At 62.1% G+C, this 17,818-nt stretch carries 2 protein-coding genes and 1 pseudogene; all 3 read left to right on the top strand.

Annotated elements, in window-relative coordinates; all coding sequences use genetic code 11:
* Nucleotides 1-756, top strand: a complete 756-nt coding sequence (locus H351_RS22835; RefSeq protein ID WP_007730192.1) for a CoA transferase subunit A — start codon at nt 1-3, stop codon at nt 754-756.
* A 41-nt stretch (nt 757-797) separates the two neighbouring features.
* Nucleotides 798-1,403: a 3-oxoacid CoA-transferase subunit B gene (locus tag H351_RS22830; RefSeq protein WP_174531772.1), complete on the top strand. Its 606-nt coding sequence runs from the start codon at nt 798-800 to the stop codon at nt 1,401-1,403.
* Between the two features lie 453 nt (nt 1,404-1,856).
* Nucleotides 1,857-17,792, top strand: a pseudogene (locus H351_RS33075) (non-ribosomal peptide synthase/polyketide synthase); the annotation flags it as partial.
* Between the last annotated feature and the right edge of the window lie 26 nt (nt 17,793-17,818).

Raw genomic sequence — 17,818 nt, 5'->3', positions numbered from 1 at the left:
ATGAGCAAAGTCGTGAATACGGCAGCTGAGGCAGTTGCCGACATCGCGAGCGGATCCAGGCTCGCAGTGGGCGGCTTCGGGCTGTGCGGTATTCCCGACGCACTGATCGCGGCGATCGCCGACGGCGACGCCACCGATCTCGAGGTGTTCTCCAACAACTGCGGTGTCGACGACTACGGTCTCGGCATTCTGCTCGGCGCGCACCGGATCGCCAGGGTGACGGCGTCGTACGTGGGGGAGAACAAGGAGTTCGCCCGCCAGTATCTCGCCGGTGAGCTCGAAGTGGAGTTGACGCCGCAGGGGACGCTGGCCGAGCGGCTGCGAGCAGGCGGTACCGGCATCCCGGCGTTCTACACTCCGGCCGGCGTCGGCACACCGATCGCCGAGGGCGGCTTGCCGTGGCGATACAACCCGGACGGTTCGATCGCCGTGGCGTCGCCACCGAAGGCGACGGCAGTGTTCGGTGGCCGCACGTATGTATTGGAAGAGGCGATCACCGCTGACTTCGCGCTCGTGCACGCGGACTACGGCGACACCGAAGGAAATCTCGTCTTCAACAAGACGGCGATGAACTTCAACCCGCTTGCTGCCATGGCCGGCCGGATCACCATCGCGCAGGTGGAGAACCTCGTCGAGCCGGGCGACATCGACCCCGCACACGTGCACCTACCTGGTGTGTTCGTCGCGCGGGTCGTGCACACAGGCCCACAGGAGAAGCGGATCGAGAAGCGGACCGTCTCAGGAGGTACCAAGTGAGTAGCGCAGAGGAAACTCGTATCGGTTGGACCCGCCACGAGATGGCCGCTCGCGCTGCTGCCGAGATGCGGCCGGGTGAGTACGTCAACCTCGGTATCGGCCTGCCGACGCTGATCCCCAGTTACTTGCCCGAGGGTGTCAAGGTGGTCCTGCACAGCGAGAACGGCATCCTCGGTACCGGACCGTATCCGACCGATGATCAGGTCGATGCCGACCTCATCAATGCAGGTAAAGAGACCGTCACTGTCAATCCTGGTGCCGCGTTCTTCGACTCGGCCCTCTCGTTCGGGATGATCCGCGGCGGCCACATCGACACCGCGGTGCTCGGCGGGATGCAGGTGTCGAAGACGGGTGACCTCGCCAACTGGATGGTGCCGGGCAAGATGGTGAAGGGTATGGGCGGGGCGATGGACCTGGTCCACGGTGCCCGCCGCGTCATCGTCGTGATGGAGCACACCGATCGCGACGGAAACCCCAAGATCGTCGAGGCGTGCACCCTGCCGCTTACCGGGCAGGGCGTCGTCCACCGGATCATCACCGACCTCGCGGTGCTGGACGTCACCGCGGACGGGCTGGAGCTTGTGGAGCTGGCTCCAGGTGTCACCAGTGAACACCTGAAGAGTGTGACTGGTGTGGGTTTTTCCTGAAGCTTCGTACCTTCAATCGAAAGAACGCGCCGACCGCTGGTCGGCGCGTTCTTTCGTCGGTCTGTCGGCGTGTACCGATAGTCTCGATCAGCGACTGTCGAATCTCGTTCGAGCTCGGGCACCAAGTAGCTGACGGGCCTGTAAATTGTCCGAGGTGACTGAAGTGGATGGGGGTGCAGATCGTCGGCTGCAAATTGATTGTTCCAGGGGTGGAGATGTCGCGCACAGCGTCTGAACCGTGCGTTTCGGCAATGCGATCGGGGGGTAGATGAGCTGGGCGATTTGTAACGAATTGCAGCAAAACCGTCGATACACCGGGGTATGGATTTCTCTTGTCACCTATGTATCGGAGACAATGGGTGGTTCTGGCTCGTCGAGGTTGGATGAGGTCGGTAGCTGCTGCGAATCGGACGTTCGGCTCGCACGGGTGCGCAATGGTGTGGAAGAGAGGCTGTGGGCGTGAATTCGCTGGGTAACGGAGAACTGGGGAGCGGCAAGCCGGAGGTCGGCAGCTCGCCGGAAGACGTTCAGCGATCAGACGCATTCCCACTTTCGGCGGCCCAGCTCGGTATGTGGTTCGCGCAGCACCTTGATCCCGCAGTACCGGTCAACATCGCCCAGTACGTCGAACTCCGTGGTGCTCTGGAGCTTGACGCCCTTCGCCAGGCCTGTGCAGACGCCGGTCGCGAAATCGGGTCGGCCTTCGTCCGGATCTTCGAGATCGATGCCCAGCCGTACCAGATCATCGACCCCACACTCGATGATTCAGTCGGCTACGTAGACCTTCGTAGTGAAGACGACTCGCACGACGCCGCCATGCGGTGGATGCGAGCAGATCGCAGCCGGCCGATCGACATGCTTACGGACCGACTGATCTCTGCCACGATCCTGCGCCTCGGCGAGAACCGCTACTACTGGTACACGCGGGTCCACCACACAATTCTCGACGGTTTCGGTGCGTCGACGTTCGTCACTCGCGTGGCGGAGCTGTACTCGGCGCGCGTGGAGGGCCGGGATCCGGAGCCGAGTGAGGCCTCCGATCTCCGGAACGTCTACGAGGTGGACAACAAGTACCGCCAGTCGAGTCGTTTCGAAACCGATCGCAAGTACTGGGCAGACAAGATCGAGAATCTCGACGAGATCTCGAGCCTCGCGGGTCGAAGTGCCGCGCCTGCTCCAGTCAGTCGGATCGACAGTGCAGCGCTGTCCAACCACGTCGAGGCTCTGCTCGGGCGGTTCCTCGAGCGCGTAGAGAAGACGACTGTTGCCGGCACTGTCGTCGCGGCGTTTGCGGCGTACCTCGCTCAGATGACCGGGCGAGAGGACGTGTCGCTGAGTCTGCCCGTTTCCGGTCGAACGACAGCCGTGCTGCGTCGATCCGGAGGCATGGTCTCCAACGTCGTGCCGCTGCGACTGACCGTCACTGCGGACACCACCGTCCAGGAGCTTCTGGACGACGTCAGGAACGAAATGTCCGGCGCACTGCGCCACCAGCGATACCGACACGAGGACATGGTTCGCGGCGGTGACGGGCCGGGCCGGGGCGGATTCTTCGGCCCGTGGATCAACATCATGATGTTTTCCACCGAGTTGGCGTTCGGGCCCCTCGTCGGCGAGCTTCACATCCTGTCCACGGGTTTGATCGAAGACCTCGGTGTCAACCTGTACCAGAGCGTCGGCGATACCCGCACACACATCGACTTCGAGTCGAATCCCAATCTGTACGCGCCCGCGGACGCCCAGCGAAATCACTCGCGGTTCGTAGAGTTTCTCGAGAAGTTCGTCTCGGCCGAAACGAGCCGCAAGGTCTGGGATCTTCCTGTCGCAACCGACGAGGAGCGAAACAAGGTTGCCTTGTGGAACCGCACCGGCTTCCACGTTGCCTCGCAGACCATCACCGAAGCATTCGAGCGTCAGGTCGAGAGAACTCCCGATGCCACCGCTGTCGTTTTCGAAGGCGCCAGCCTCACATACGCCGAATTTGACTCTCGCGCAAATGGTTTGGCTCGTCAACTCATCGCCATGGGTGTTGGGCCCGAATCGCTTGTAGGACTGTCTATCCGCAGGTCTTTGGACTTGATGGTCGGTCTGTACGCGATTGCCAAGGCCGGCGGAGCCTGGGTGCCGGTGGATCCCGACCACCCAGCGGAACGCACCGCCTACATTCTCGAGTCGGCGCAGCCCACGTGTGTTCTGACCACTGCGCGGGACGACGTGGATCTGCCCTCGGGCACACGGGTCATCGAGATCGACACACTGGACTACGGGCAGCTCGACAGCAGGCCGATCGTCAACGCAGATCGCCTGTCTCCCTTGCATTTCTCGAACACTGCGTACGTGATCTACACCTCGGGTTCGACCGGTCGACCCAAGGGTGTCGCGGTCACTCACGCGGCGATCAACAATCAGCTTCAGTGGATGAACGCCGAGTACGGGCTTTCGGCGTCGGACATCTACCTGCAGAAGACCGCTACGACATTCGACGTGTCCCTGTGGGGATTCTTCATGCCGTTGCAGGTCGGCGCCACGCTCGTCGTCGCGACTCCGGACGGTCATCGAGACCCGATCTACGTGGCGAACAAGATCGCGGAGCTCGGCGTCACGATCACCGACTTCGTGCCATCCATGCTCACGCTGTTCACTGCGAATGCACCTGCCGGATCTTGTGATTCGTTGCGCCACGTGTTCGTCATCGGCGAGGCGCTCCCGCCCGAGACGTCTTCCGCCTTCCGCGAACTCTGTGGAGCCGGACTGCACAACCTGTACGGTCCGACCGAAGCCGCGGTATCGGTCACGTACTACGAGGCCGTGGCCACGGATACTACTTCCGTGCCGATCGGTATGCCGCAGTGGAACACTCAGGCGCACGTACTGGACGGACAACTTCGCCCGACCCCCATCGGGCAGCCGGGTGAGCTCTATCTCGCCGGCGTTCAACTCGCGCGCGGATACGTTGGTCGACCGGACCTGAGCTCGGATCGGTTCGTAGCCAATCCGTACGGCACGGCCGGTGAGCGTATGTACCGGACCGGCGACCTCGTCCGCCGCCGTGAGGACGGAAACCTCGACTACATCGGGCGTACCGACTTCCAGGTGAAGTTCCGTGGGCAGCGCATCGAGCTCGGCGAAATCGAGACCGTCCTTCTGGCACACCCCGACGTTTCCCAGGCTGTTGTCTTGGTGACCGTCACCCCGACCGGTGATCAATTGGTCGGCTACGTCGTGCCGGGCCCGGGCCGAAACATCGATGCTGCGGTGCTCAGTGAGTTCGCCGGTCGAAGCCTCCCTTCGTACATGGTTCCGGCCGCGTTGATGGTGCTCGATGCGTTGCCGCTCAACACGAGTGGCAAATTGGATCGTGCCGGGTTGCCCGAGCCGGTGTTCGCGAGTGCGAAGCAGTACCGCGAGCCCCGCACCGAAATCGAGCGGGTTGTCGCTGACGTCTTTGCCGACGTTCTCGGTGTCGAGCGCGTCGGTATCGACGACGACTTCTTCGAGCTCGGTGGAAACTCGCTGGTTGCAACACAATTGGTGACCCGCGTGGGTTCCGCCCTGGGAGTGCAACTCGGCGTTCGAGAGCTTTTCGAGTCCACCACGGTCGCTACCTTGGCGGCCCGTGCCGAGTCTGTGGCGGGTAACGCGCGGCAGCTCACCCCGCTGATCGCCAAGCCTCGTCCCCAGGTTGTTCCGCTCTCGCTCGCGCAGCAGCGCATGTGGTTCATCAACCGTCTCGATCCGTCGACGCCCGCGTACAACCTTCCGTTCACGGTCCGGCTCACCGGTTCGGTGGACCCGTCCGCCCTGCATGCCGCGGTGATGGATCTTCTCGAGCGACACGAGTCCTTGCGGACGATCTACCCTGATGTCGACGGAACCGCGCAACAGCTGGTTCTGCCGGTCGATCGGGCTGCGGTGGAGTTGAATCCGGTCAAGATTCGGAATTCGCATCTCGACGCGGCGCTGTTCGACGTGGCGTCTCGCGGCTTCGACGTGACGCTCGAAATCCCGGTACGGGTTGCCCTCTTCGAGGTGTCTCCGACGGACTACGTCCTGGTGATGGTTCTCCATCACATCGCTGCAGACGGACTGTCGTTCCGTCCGCTCGCACGTGACCTTCTCGTCGCATACTCGGCGCGAAGTGAGAAGTCTGCGCCGGCGTGGACGCCGCTGCCGATTCAGTACGCCGACTACGCCCTGTGGCAGCGCGAAGCACTGGGATCCGACGAAGACCCGCGCTCGGAGTCGTCTCGCCAGATCAACTTCTGACGCCGGGCACTTGCCGATTTGCCGGATCAGTTGGATCTGCCGACCGACCGACCTCGTCCTGCCATCGCGTCCAATCACGGTGCCAAGCACCATTTTCAGATCAGCGAACGCACGACGCGCAAGTTGAACGAGTTGGCGCGCTCGAGGAGCGTCTCGCTGTTCATGGTGTTGCAGGCGGCATATGCAACGCTGTTGAGCCGGCTCAGTGGTACCTCCGACATCGCGATCGGTGCCCCGATCGGCGGGCGAGGCGATCAAGCGCTCAACGACGTGATCGGCATGTTCGTGAACACCCTGGTGCTTCGCACCGAGGTCGACCCGAACGAACGATTCGAAGAGTTGCTCGCTCGGGTAAGGGAATCGGGCTTGTCTGCCTACGGGCATGCCGATGTGCCGTTCGAGCGGTTGGTCGAAGTTCTGAGCCCGGCGCGTTCGCAGGCTCGTCACCCGCTGTTCCAGGTTGCGCTCACTGCGGAGATCAGTGGACGACGCGAACTGGAATTCTCAGGTGTCAAAGCAGTTGCAGCTGAATTGGAAGTACCGGTCGCCAAATTCGATCTCGAACTCATGGTGTCCGAGAATCCCGAAGGGACCGAAGACGCGGATGTCTTGAGTGCCACCTTCACCTACGCCACGGACTTGTTCGATCCGGCCACGGTGAACACTTTCGCTACTCGGTTCGTGCGCATTCTCGATGCCGTGGCTACCCGACCTGAAACGATCGTCGGCGATATCGACCTGCTCTCACGCTCCGAGCGCACCGATCTGACGGTCGTAGCCGCGGATTACACGATGCCCCGGCAGAGTCTCGTCGACATCTTCCTGTCCGGCACGGCTGAGGCGGATTCGGTTGCTGTGCGCTTCGAGGGTCGATCGATCACCTACCGCGAGCTCGATGAGCAGTCGTCGAAGCTCGCACGGGTTCTGATCGGACGTGGCGCCGGCCCCGAGACCATTGTTGCTCTCGCCTTTCCTCGCTCGTACGAGATGGTCTGTGCAGTATGGGCGGTGGCGAAGTCAGGGGCGGCATACGTCCCAGTCGACCCGAGCTATCCGGAAGATCGTGTCCGGCACATGCTGGCCGATTCTTCGGCCGCGATCGGACTCACGTCGGGACAGTTCGTAGATAAGCTTCCTGCGGTCACAGAATGGTTGGTCCTTGACGGCCAGGCGCTGAACGGAGAACTGTCGACGCAATCTTCAGCGCCGGTCACGGACGAGGACCGAATCGCTCCGATTCACAGTTCTCACGTTGCATATGTCATTTACACATCCGGTTCCACGGGAAAACCGAAGGGTGTCAGCGTCACTCACGGTGGTCTCCGTGGGGTCAGAGACGCAGCACAGCGTCGCTACGAGGTAGAACAGTCCTCACGCTTCCTCCATATCTGTTCGCCGAGCTTCGACCCGTCGGTACTCGAATGGATGGTCGCCTTCTCTGCGGGTGCAACTTTGGTGATCGTTCCGTCGACAATTATCGGTGGACACGAGTTGTCGGATCTTCTTCATTCCGAGAAGGTCACACACGCGATCATCACTCCCGCAGTACTCGGGACCATGGAGCCGGCAGAGCTGCCTGAATTGCGAGTCGTCTCCGTCGGCGGTGACGTGACCACTCCCGAGTTGTTGGCGAAATGGGCCCCAGGGCGCGCCTACTTCAATGGGTACGGTCCGACCGAGACCACGATCATCTCGTCGTTCGGCGATCTCGCGATCGGCCGATCGATCGACATCGGGCGTCCCGTCGAGGGCATGTCGGCACTGGTACTCGACGAGCGTCTGCATCCTGTTCCAGTCGGTACCAGGGGAGAGCTCTACTTTGCGGGCGCTGCATTGGCTCGCGGCTACCACGAGCGGCGAGGTCTTTCTGCGGAACGGTTTGTTGCCAACCCGTATTCGCCGGATGGCGAGCGAATGTACCGGACCGGCGATGTCGTGCGCTGGACCGGCGGAGACGCGCGCGGTGACGCGGGGGTTCTCGAATACGTCGGCCGCAGTGACTTCCAGGTCAAGGTTCGCGGATTCCGTATCGAACTCGGTGAGATCGACGCAGTTCTGTCCTCGCACGAGTCTGTGCGCTTCGCGGTGACGGTCGGAAGCGAAGGCGCGGCGGGTGTCACAACCCTCGTTTCCTACGTCGAACTGGCTGACGGGTCGAGTTTCGATCGGGACGTGCTCGCCTCGTTCGTGGCGGAGGCTCTGCCGAGCTACATGGTTCCGTCCGTCATCATGGAACTCGCTGAGGTTCCGTTGACCCCGGTGGGCAAATTGGATCGCCGGGCTTTGCCGGAGCCTGTTTTCGAGGTCCGCGAGTTTCGTGCACCCACTACGCCGGTGGAAGAGATTGTCGCGCAGGTGATTGCGGATGTTCTCGGAGTGGAACGAGTCGGCCTCGACGACGACTTCTTTGAACTCGGTGGCAACTCCCTGGTGGCTACTCAGGTCACCTCCCGATTGGGGCGGGCGCTCGACACGACGGTGCCGGTGCGAACGCTATTCGACGTTTCCACCGTCGAGGCGCTCGCCGCACACATCGAGTCGCACGTAGGTAGCGGCGGGCAGAAGGCGCTCGTCGCACAGGTGCGTCCCGCGGAAATTCCGTTGTCGCTGGCGCAGCAGCGCATGTGGTTCCTGAACCGCTTCGACACCGACTCGGCTGCTTACAACATCACTTTTGCTCTGCACCTGACTGGTCATCTCGATACTGCCGCGATGGAAATGGCGCTGGAGGACGTACTGGCCCGGCATGAGGTGCTCCGAACGGTATATCCGGACGGGGCTTCCGGACCGAAGCAGTCGATTCTGTCGCTCTCGGAGGCGTTCGGCGGGCTGACCGTGGAGTCGGTTTCGGATCAGGACGAGCTCGAAAGTCGAGTCGCTGCAATCGGATCCTCAGCGATCGACGTCACCGTCGACGTGCCGATCCGTGTCCGCCTGTTGACGGTCAGCGACACCGAGCACACCCTTGCGATCGTGGTTCATCACATCGCCGCTGACGGTTGGTCGATGGCGCCCCTGGCTCGCGATGTCATGATTGCCTACTCGGCACGCAAGGACGGGATCGCGCCGGCGTGGCAGCCGTTGACTGTGCAGTACGCCGACTATTCGTTGTGGCAGCGTGAGGTTCTGGGGTCGGAAGACGACTCGGAATCACTGATCTCGCAGCAGATCTCGTACTGGACCGAGACTCTGGCAGACCTACCGGATGTGATCGAGCTTCCGTCGGACCGGTCTCGGCCTGATGTGGCCTCGATGCGCGGCGAGCGATTCGCGTTCGAGATCTCCGGGGATGTGCACCGTCGATTGGACGCGCTGGCACGGGAGAACAACGCGACGCTCTTCATGGCGTTGCACTCGGCGCTTGCCGTTCTGATGGCCCGACTGAGCGGGACCTCGGACATCGCCGTGGGCACTCCCGTTGCCGGTCGTGGCGACGAGGCGCTCGACGATCTCGTCGGTATGTTCGTCAACACGCTTGTTCTGCGCACCGAGGTCGACCAGGCCCAGGCATTCACGGATCTGCTCGCTGCGGCGAGTGATTCTGCGCTCGGAGCGTTCGCTCACTCGGACGTGCCCTTCGAGCGGTTGGTGGACGTCTTGGCTCCCGCCCGGTCGCAGGCCAGACATCCGCTGTTCCAGGTCGTCTTGTCCTTGCAGAATCTCGCGCAAACGGCATTGGAACTGCCGGGACTGGCGATCAAGGCCGCCGAAATCGACACGACCACTGCCAAGTTCGACCTCGAACTCGCAGTAACCGAGTCGATCGGCGAAGACGGGATCCAGCAAGGGCTCTCGGCCGAATTCACGTTTGCTGCAGATCTGTTCGACGTTTCGACGGTCGAGGGGTTTGCTCGGCGTCTGGTTCGTATCCTCGAGACTGTCGTGTCGGTTCCTTCGATTGTCGTCGGTGACATCGATATTCTCGGTGCGACCGAGCGGGGTGTGCTGGCCGATGTTCATGGAGGTCAGTCGGTCTCGGGAACCCTGGTCGAGATTCTCACAGCGGCGGCCGCTGTAGATCCGTCGGCGGATGCGATTCGCTTCGACGGTGAGTCGATCAGCTACCGCGAACTCGACGAGCGGTCGTCGCGACTCGCTCGTGTTCTGATTGCGAAGGGCGTCGGGCCGGAGGATCGGGTCGCGATCGCGATTCCGCGTTCGGCCGATTCGGTTCTCGCTCTGTGGGCAGTGGCGAAAACGGGTGCTGCGTTCGTGCCCGTCGACCCGACGTATCCGGTTGACCGTATCGCCCACATGATCTCCGATTCCGGTGCGGTGCTGGGTCTTGCGCTCAGTGACGTCGAGGCAGGATTGCCGTCGGCGTTGACGTGGGTTGTTCTCGACGACGAGAAGACAGTGGCGGCGTGCGCGTCAGAATCCTGCGCGCCGGTGAGTGATTCGGATCGACGTAGTGCGATCGACGAGCGGCAGCCTGCGTACGTCATCTACACGTCCGGCACCACAGGTCTGCCCAAGGGCGTTGTGGTCACCAACGCCGGTGTGGCGAATTTCTGTGCCGAGCAGGTCGAGCGCTATGCGCTGACCGCGGATGCTCGGACGCTGCATTTCGCCTCGCCGAGTTTCGATGCGTCTGTCCTCGAGTTGCTGATGGCATTCGGCTCCGCGTCGACGATGGTGATTGCGCCGACGACGGTGTACGGCGGCGCGGAACTGGCCGAGATCTTGTGCTCGGAGGGCGTGACGCATGCGTTCGTGACGCCCGCTGCGCTGGCATCAGTGGATCCGAGCGGGCTTGACGCGTTGCGGGTGGTTGTCGTCGGTGGCGAAGCCAGTTCGCGGTCTCTCGTTGCCAAGTGGGCGGTGCCGCTTCCGGATGGCGGTGTGCGTGGATTCTTCAATGCGTACGGTCCGACGGAGTCGACAGTCGCCTCGAACATCAGCGATACGCTGACCGCGTTTGATCGTATGAACATCGGCGGCCCGATTCGAGGTATGGCCGCGCGGATCTTGGACGGCCGCTTGCAGCCCGTTCCGGTTGGTGTCGCAGGTGAGTTGTACGTGTCGGGTGTTCAGGTCGCTCGTGGATACCTGGGACAGCCGGCATTGACGGCGGGTCGTTTTGTCGCAGACCCGTTCGGGGCGCCGGGAGAGCGGTTGTACCGCACGGGTGACGTGGTCCGGTGGATCGACGGTGGCGCGGTGGAGTACGTGGGCCGCAGTGACTTCCAGGTCAAGATCCGTGGGTTCCGTATCGAACTCGGCGAGATCGAGGCCGCGCTGACCCGTTGCGCGGGCGTTGCGCAAGCTGTTGCTCTCGTTCGTTCCGACGATCACTTCGGAGATCGTCTCGTTGCATACGTCGTGCCGCAGGCCGGCGCCGAGGTGGATCCCGCACAGGTCATCGAGTCGGTGTCGACGTTCCTGACCGGCTACATGGTCCCCGACTCGGTACTGGTACTCGATTCGATTCCGTTGACCACCGCGGGCAAGACGGACATCAAAGCTCTGCCCTCGCCCGTGTTCGAGTCGAAGGTGTATCAGGCGCCGATCACGACCGTCGAAGAGACTGTCGCGCAGGTGTTCTCCGAAGTTCTCGGAGTCGCACAGGTTGGCCGCGACGACGACTTCTTCGAGCTCGGAGGCAACTCGCTGATCGCGACCCGTGTCGCCGCACGACTGGGGGAGGCGCTTGACACAAGCGTTCCGGTTCGTGCGCTCTTCGAAGCGTCGACCGTGCAGTCACTCGCCCTCCGGCTCGAGCTGCACGCCGGTTCGGGTGCCACGGCCCCACTGGTCCCGCAGTCCCGGCCCGCTCGGATCCCACTTTCGTTGGCGCAGCAGCGCATGTGGTTCCTGAACAGGTTCGAACCCGCGTCGGCAGTGAACAACGTTCCGGCGGCGATCAGGATTTCGGGCGCCCTCGATGTGGCAGCTCTTGACGCCGCCGTGATCGATGTCGTGGGCCGACACGAATCACTGCGAACTGTGTATCCAGACGTCGACGGCGTCGGCTATCAGGACGTCCTCGACGTCCAAGACGTTGTCGTCGATCTCAGCCCCGTGTCGATCACGGAAGATCGCCTGGCTGCGGGCGTCGCCGAGCTGGCGACAGTCGGCTTCGACGTGACGTCCGAAGTCCCGTTGCGCGCCAAGCTCTTCAAAGTCGGCGACAGCGAATACGTTCTGGTGTTCGTCGTGCATCACATCTCGACCGACGGTTTCTCGATGGGTCCGTTGACCCGTGACGTGATGGTTGCCTACGAAGCACGTACACGAGCGTCGGTGCCGGCTTGGACGCCGTTGCCGGTGCAGTACGCCGATTACTCGTTGTGGCAGCGTGAGGTTCTCGGGTCCGAGGACGATCCGCAGTCCGTGATCGCGAAGCAGATTGCGTTCTGGTCGGATGCGTTGGCTGATCTTCCGGAGCAGTTGGATCTGCCTGCCGATCGTCCGCGTCCCGAGGTCGCTTCAGGGCGCGGAGCCGAGGTCGAGTTCGATATCGACGCCACCCTGCACGAAGCTGTCAATTCGATTGCGCACAGCAGTAACTCGACACCGTTCATGGTTGTTCACGCAGCGCTCGCCGTCGTACTTTCTCGTTTGTCCGCAACGACCGACATCGCGATCGGTACACCGATCGCGGGTCGCGGTGAGGCGCAGCTCGACGATCTGATCGGTATGTTCGTCAACACTTTGGTGTTGCGTACCGAGGTTGATCCGTCGATGTCGTTCACGGATCTGTTGGCTTCGGCGCGTGAAGTGGATCTACAGGCGTTCGCGCATGCGGATGTTCCGTTCGAGCGTGTGGTGGAGGTTCTCGATCCGGTTCGTTCGCAGGCTCGTCATCCGCTGTTCCAGGTGGCATTGACGTTCCAGAACCACGAACAGACAACGCTCGAACTGGGCGACCTCGAAGTGTCGATCGAAAGTGCTGATCTTGCACTGGCGAAATTCGACCTCCAGTTGACCCTGACCGAACGGACCGACGAGGCCGGCGCACCCGCCGGAATGTCCGCCTCCTTGACGTATGCGACGGATCTGTTCGACGAGTCGACCGTTGTGGAATTTGGTGATCGGCTGGTACGGACCTTCCGTGCGGTGACTGCTGATCCCACCGTAGCGGTGGGTGACGTTGACATCTTGGTCGATGGTGAACGAAACCTGCTCTCCCGCTTCAGTGCTGGCCAGATCGATCGTGGTGTGGAGTCGACGTTGTCGGCGTGGTTCGATGATGCTGCTGCGCGGTTTGGTGATCGGACCGCGGTGCGGTTCGGTGGCGAGTCGTTGTCGTATGCGGAGTTGTCGGTTCGGTCGAATCGGTTGGCGCGCAGGTTGATTGCTCAGGGTTGTGGTCCGGAGTCGTTGGTGGCGGTGGCGTTGCCGCGGTCGGCTGATCTTGTGGTGGCGTTGTTGGCGGTGGTGAAGTCCGGTGCCGGGTATCTGCCGGTGGATCCGTCGTATCCGGCTGATCGTGTCGAGTTCATGCTGGCCGATGCTGCTCCGGTGGCTGCGATTTCGTGGTCCGAGCGTGAGTTGGTGTTGCCCGCTGGTTTGCCGGTGGTTGATATCGACGCGGTGGATGTGTCGGAGTTCGAGGGTTCGGTGGTGACGGATGCGGATCGTGTTGCGCCGTTGCGGTCGTCGAATGTTGCGTATGTGATTTACACGTCGGGTTCGACGGGTCGCCCGAAGGGTGTGCAGGTTCCGCACATCACGGTGGCGAAGTTGTTTGCGAATACCGAGAGTGTGTACGGGTTCGACGAGTCGGATGTGTGGACGATGTTCCACAGTTATGCGTTCGACTTCTCGGTGTGGGAGTTGTGGGGTCCGCTGTTGTACGGCGGCACGTTGGTCGTCGTGGACTATGTGACGTCGCGGTCGCCGGAGCAGTTCTTGGAGTTGCTTGCTGCTGAGCGGGTGACGGTGCTCAATCAGACGCCGTCGGCGTTCTATCAGTTGGCCGAGGCTGATCGGTTGGCGTCGGAATCCGGTCAGGCTGCCGAGTTGTTGTTGCGGTGGGTTGTTTTCGGTGGCGAGGCGCTCGAGCTTCGACGCTTGTCGGACTGGTACGGCCGCCGCGGTGACTCTGCGCCGACGTTGGTGAACATGTACGGCATCACGGAGACGACGGTGCATGTCAGCCATCGTGTGTTGGATGCTGCGTTGGCGGCGGATGCGTCGGCGAGTGTTGTGGGTCAGGCTATTTCGGGTCTGCAGGTGTTTGTGCTCGATACGCGTTTGGCTCCGGTGCCTGTTGGTGTCGCGGGTGAGATGTATGTCTCGGGTGTGCAGTTGGCTCGCGGTTATCTGGGTCAGGCGGGGTTGACGTCGACGCGGTTTGTGGCGAGTCCTTTTGCTGCTGGTGAGGTGTTGTACCGCACGGGTGACGTGGCGTCGTGGAACAGTGCTGGTGATCTGGAGTATCTGGGTCGCGCGGATGATCAGGTGAAGATCCGTGGGTTCCGGATCGAGATCGGTGAGATCGAGTCTGCGGTGTTGGCGGATGTGTCGGTGGCGCAGACGGCGGTGGTTGTTCGTGAGGATTCTCCGGGTGATCAGCGGTTGGTGGCGTATGTGGTTCCGGCTGCGGGTGTGAGCGTTTCGGTCGACGATCTTCGGGTGTCGGTGGGTTCGTTGTTGCCGGAGTACATGGTGCCGTCGGCGTTTGTGGTGTTGGATTCGATTCCGTTGACGGTGAACGGGAAGTTGGATCGTCGGGCGTTGCCGGTTCCGTCGTTGCAGGTTGCGGTGTTCCGGGCTCCGACGTCGGTGGTGGAAGAGGTTGTGGCGCAGACGTTTGCGGATGTTCTGGGCGTTGAGCGTGTTGGTTTGGATGATGATTTCTTCGCGCTCGGTGGTAATTCGCTGATTGCGACGCAGGTGACGTCTCGGTTGGGTCAGGCGTTGGATGCTTCGGTGTCGGTGCGGGAGTTGTTCGAGGCGTCGACCGTTGAAGGGCTTGCTGCCCGACTCGGTTCTCATGTTGGTGGTGGTTCGCGTGCGGCGTTGACTGCGCAGGTGCGTCCGGCGCAGGTTCCGTTGTCGTTGGCGCAGCAGCGCATGTGGTTCCTCAATCGATTCGACACGGCATCGGCTGTCAACAATGTCCCTGTTGCCGTTCGGCTCACGGGTGCGCTCGATCTGGCCGCCCTGAATTCGGCAGTTCACGATGTTATCGGTCGCCACGAGGTTCTGCGCACGGTCTACCCCGAGGTCGACGGAATCGGCTACCAGAAGATCCTCTCGGCTGGAGATGTCTCGATCGATCTCGGTGCAGAACGCGTCACCGACGACCGAATCCAGGCGGAGCTGTATTCGTTCTTCGCCCAGGGCTTCGATGTCACCGTCGAGGTTCCGTTGCGCGCCAGGCTCTTCCAGCTCGCCGACAACGAATTCGTGTTGTCCTTCGTGGTGCATCACATCTCCACCGACGGTTTCTCGATGGGCCCGTTGACTCGCGATGTGATGACCGCGTACTACGCGCGCTCACAGGGGCAGACCCCGACGTGGGCTCCGCTGCCGGTGCAGTACGCCGACTACGCGTTGTGGCAGCGCGAGGTCCTCGGCTCCGAAGGCGAGCCGACGTCCGTCATCGCGCAGCAGATCAACTATTGGTCCGACGCCCTGGCTGATCTGCCCGAGCAATTGGACCTGCCGAGTGATCGCACCCGCCCCGAGATCGCAACGGGACAAGGAGCGAACCACACCTTTGTGATCGACCCGCAGTTGTGGGCCGATGTGGAAGCAACAGGTCAGACGGCGGGCGCAACCCCGTTCATGGTCGTCCACTCTGCGCTTGCCGTGCTGTTGGCACGCTTGTCCGCGACAACCGACATCGCAATCGGCGCTCCTGTCGCCGGTCGCGGTGACGCGCAGCTCGACGATCTGATCGGCATGTTCGTCAACACTTTGGTGCTGCGCACCGAGGTTGATCCGTCGATGTCGTTCGCGGATCTGTTGGCTTCTGCGCGTGAGGTTGATCTGCAGGCGTTTGCGCATGCCGATGTTCCGTTCGAGCGGATCGTCGAAGCACTCGATCCGGTGCGATCACAGGCTCATCACCCGTTGTTCCAGGTAGCTCTGACGTTCCAGAACCTTGGTCAGAGCGCTCTGGAACTGCCCGGACTCACCGCCGCTGCGGTGGAATTCGACGCAGCACTGGCCAAGTTCGATCTGCAGTTCACTCTTGAAGACGCTGCTGACGCCGGTATGTCCGGCACCCTGACTTACGCGACGGACCTGTTCGACGCGTCGACAGCGGCCGAGTTCGCTGATCGATTCGTGTCCGTCCTCCGTGGCGTTGTCGCGGACCCGACTGCCGCCGTGGGCGACGTGGATGTTCTGACTTCAGGTGAGTTGGATCGTGTTCTGGCGTGGAGTGACACGGGTATCGACAGCGGTGTGGAGTCGACGTTGCCGGCGTGGTTCGATCGTGCCGCTGCGGAGTTCGGTGATCGGGTTGCGGTGCGGTTCGGTGGCGAGTCGTTGTCGTATGCGGAGTTGTCGGTTCGGTCGAATCGGTTGGCGCGCAGGTTGATTGCTCAGGGTTGTGGTCCGGAGTCGTTGGTGGCGGTGGCGTTGCCGCGGTCGGCTGATCTTGTGGTGGCGTTGTTGGCGGTGGTGAAGTCCGGTGCCGGGTATCTGCCGGTGGATCCGTCGTATCCGGCTGATCGTGTCGAGTTCATGCTGGCCGATGCTGCTCCGGTGGCTGCGATTTCGTGGTCCGAGCGTGAGTTGGTGTTGCCCGCTGGTTTGCCGGTGGTTGATATCGACGCGGTGGATCTGACCGAGTTCGAGGGTTCGGTGGTGACGGATGCGGATCGTGTTGCGCCGTTGCGGTCGTCGAATGTTGCGTATGTGATTTACACGTCGGGTTCGACGGGTCGCCCGAAGGGTGTGCAGGTTCCGCACATCACGGTGGCGAAGTTGTTTGCGAATACCGAGAGTGTGTACGGGTTCGACGAGTCGGATGTGTGGACGATGTTCCACAGTTATGCGTTCGACTTCTCGGTGTGGGAGTTGTGGGGTCCGCTGTTGTACGGCGGCACGTTGGTGGTCGTGGACTATGTGACGTCGCGGTCGCCGGAGCAGTTCTTGGAGTTGCTTGCTGCTGAGCGGGTGACGGTGCTCAATCAGACGCCGTCGGCGTTCTATCAGTTGGCCGAGGCTGATCGGTTGGCGTCGGAATCCGGTCTGGCTGCCGAGTTGTTGTTGCGGTGGGTTGTTTTCGGTGGGGAGGCGCTCGAGCTTCGACGCTTGTCGGACTGGTACGGCCGCCGCGGTGACTCTGCGCCGACGTTGGTGAACATGTACGGCATCACGGAGACGACGGTGCATGTCAGCCATCGTGTGTTGGATGCTGCGTTGGCGGCGGATGCGTCGGCGAGTGTTGTGGGTCAGGCTATTTCGGGTCTGCAGGTGTTTGTGCTCGATACGCGTTTGGCTCCGGTGCCTGTTGGTGTCGCGGGTGAGATGTATGTCTCGGGTGTGCAGTTGGCTCGGGGTTATCTGGGTCAGGCGGGGTTGACGTCGACGCGGTTTGTGGCGAGTCCTTTTGCTGCTGGTGAGGTGTTGTACCGCACGGGTGACGTGGCGTCGTGGAACAGCGCTGGTGATCTGGAGTATCTGGGTCGCGCGGATGATCAGGTGAAGATCCGTGGGTTCCGGATCGAGATCGGTGAGATCGAGTCTGCGGTGTTGGCGGATGTGTCGGTGGCGCAGACGGCGGTGGTTGTTCGTGAGGATTCTCCGGGTGATCAGCGGTTGGTGGCGTATGTGGTTCCGGCTGCGGGTGTGAGCGTTTCGGTCGACGATCTTCGGGTGTCGGTGGGTTCGTTGTTGCCGGAGTACATGGTGCCGTCGGCGTTTGTGGTGTTGGATTCGATTCCGTTGACGGTGAACGGGAAGTTGGATCGTCGGGCGTTGCCGGTTCCGTCGTTGCAGGTTGCGGTGTTCCGGGCTCCGACGTCGGTGGTGGAAGAGGTTGTCGCGCAGACGTTTGCGGATGTTCTGGGCGTTGAGCGTGTTGGTTTGGATGATGATTTCTTCGCGCTCGGTGGTAATTCGCTGATTGCGACGCAGGTGACGTCTCGGTTGGGTCAGGCGTTGGATGCTTCGGTGTCGGTGCGGGAGTTGTTCGAGGCGTCGACCGTTGAAGGGCTTGCTGCCCGACTCGGTTCTCGTGTTGG

The organism is Rhodococcus erythropolis R138 (assembly GCF_000696675.2).
Taxonomy (GTDB): domain Bacteria; phylum Actinomycetota; class Actinomycetes; order Mycobacteriales; family Mycobacteriaceae; genus Rhodococcus_F; species Rhodococcus_F erythropolis.
Note: the sequence above shows the minus strand (reverse complement) of the source record. Positions and strands in the feature narration are given on the sequence as shown.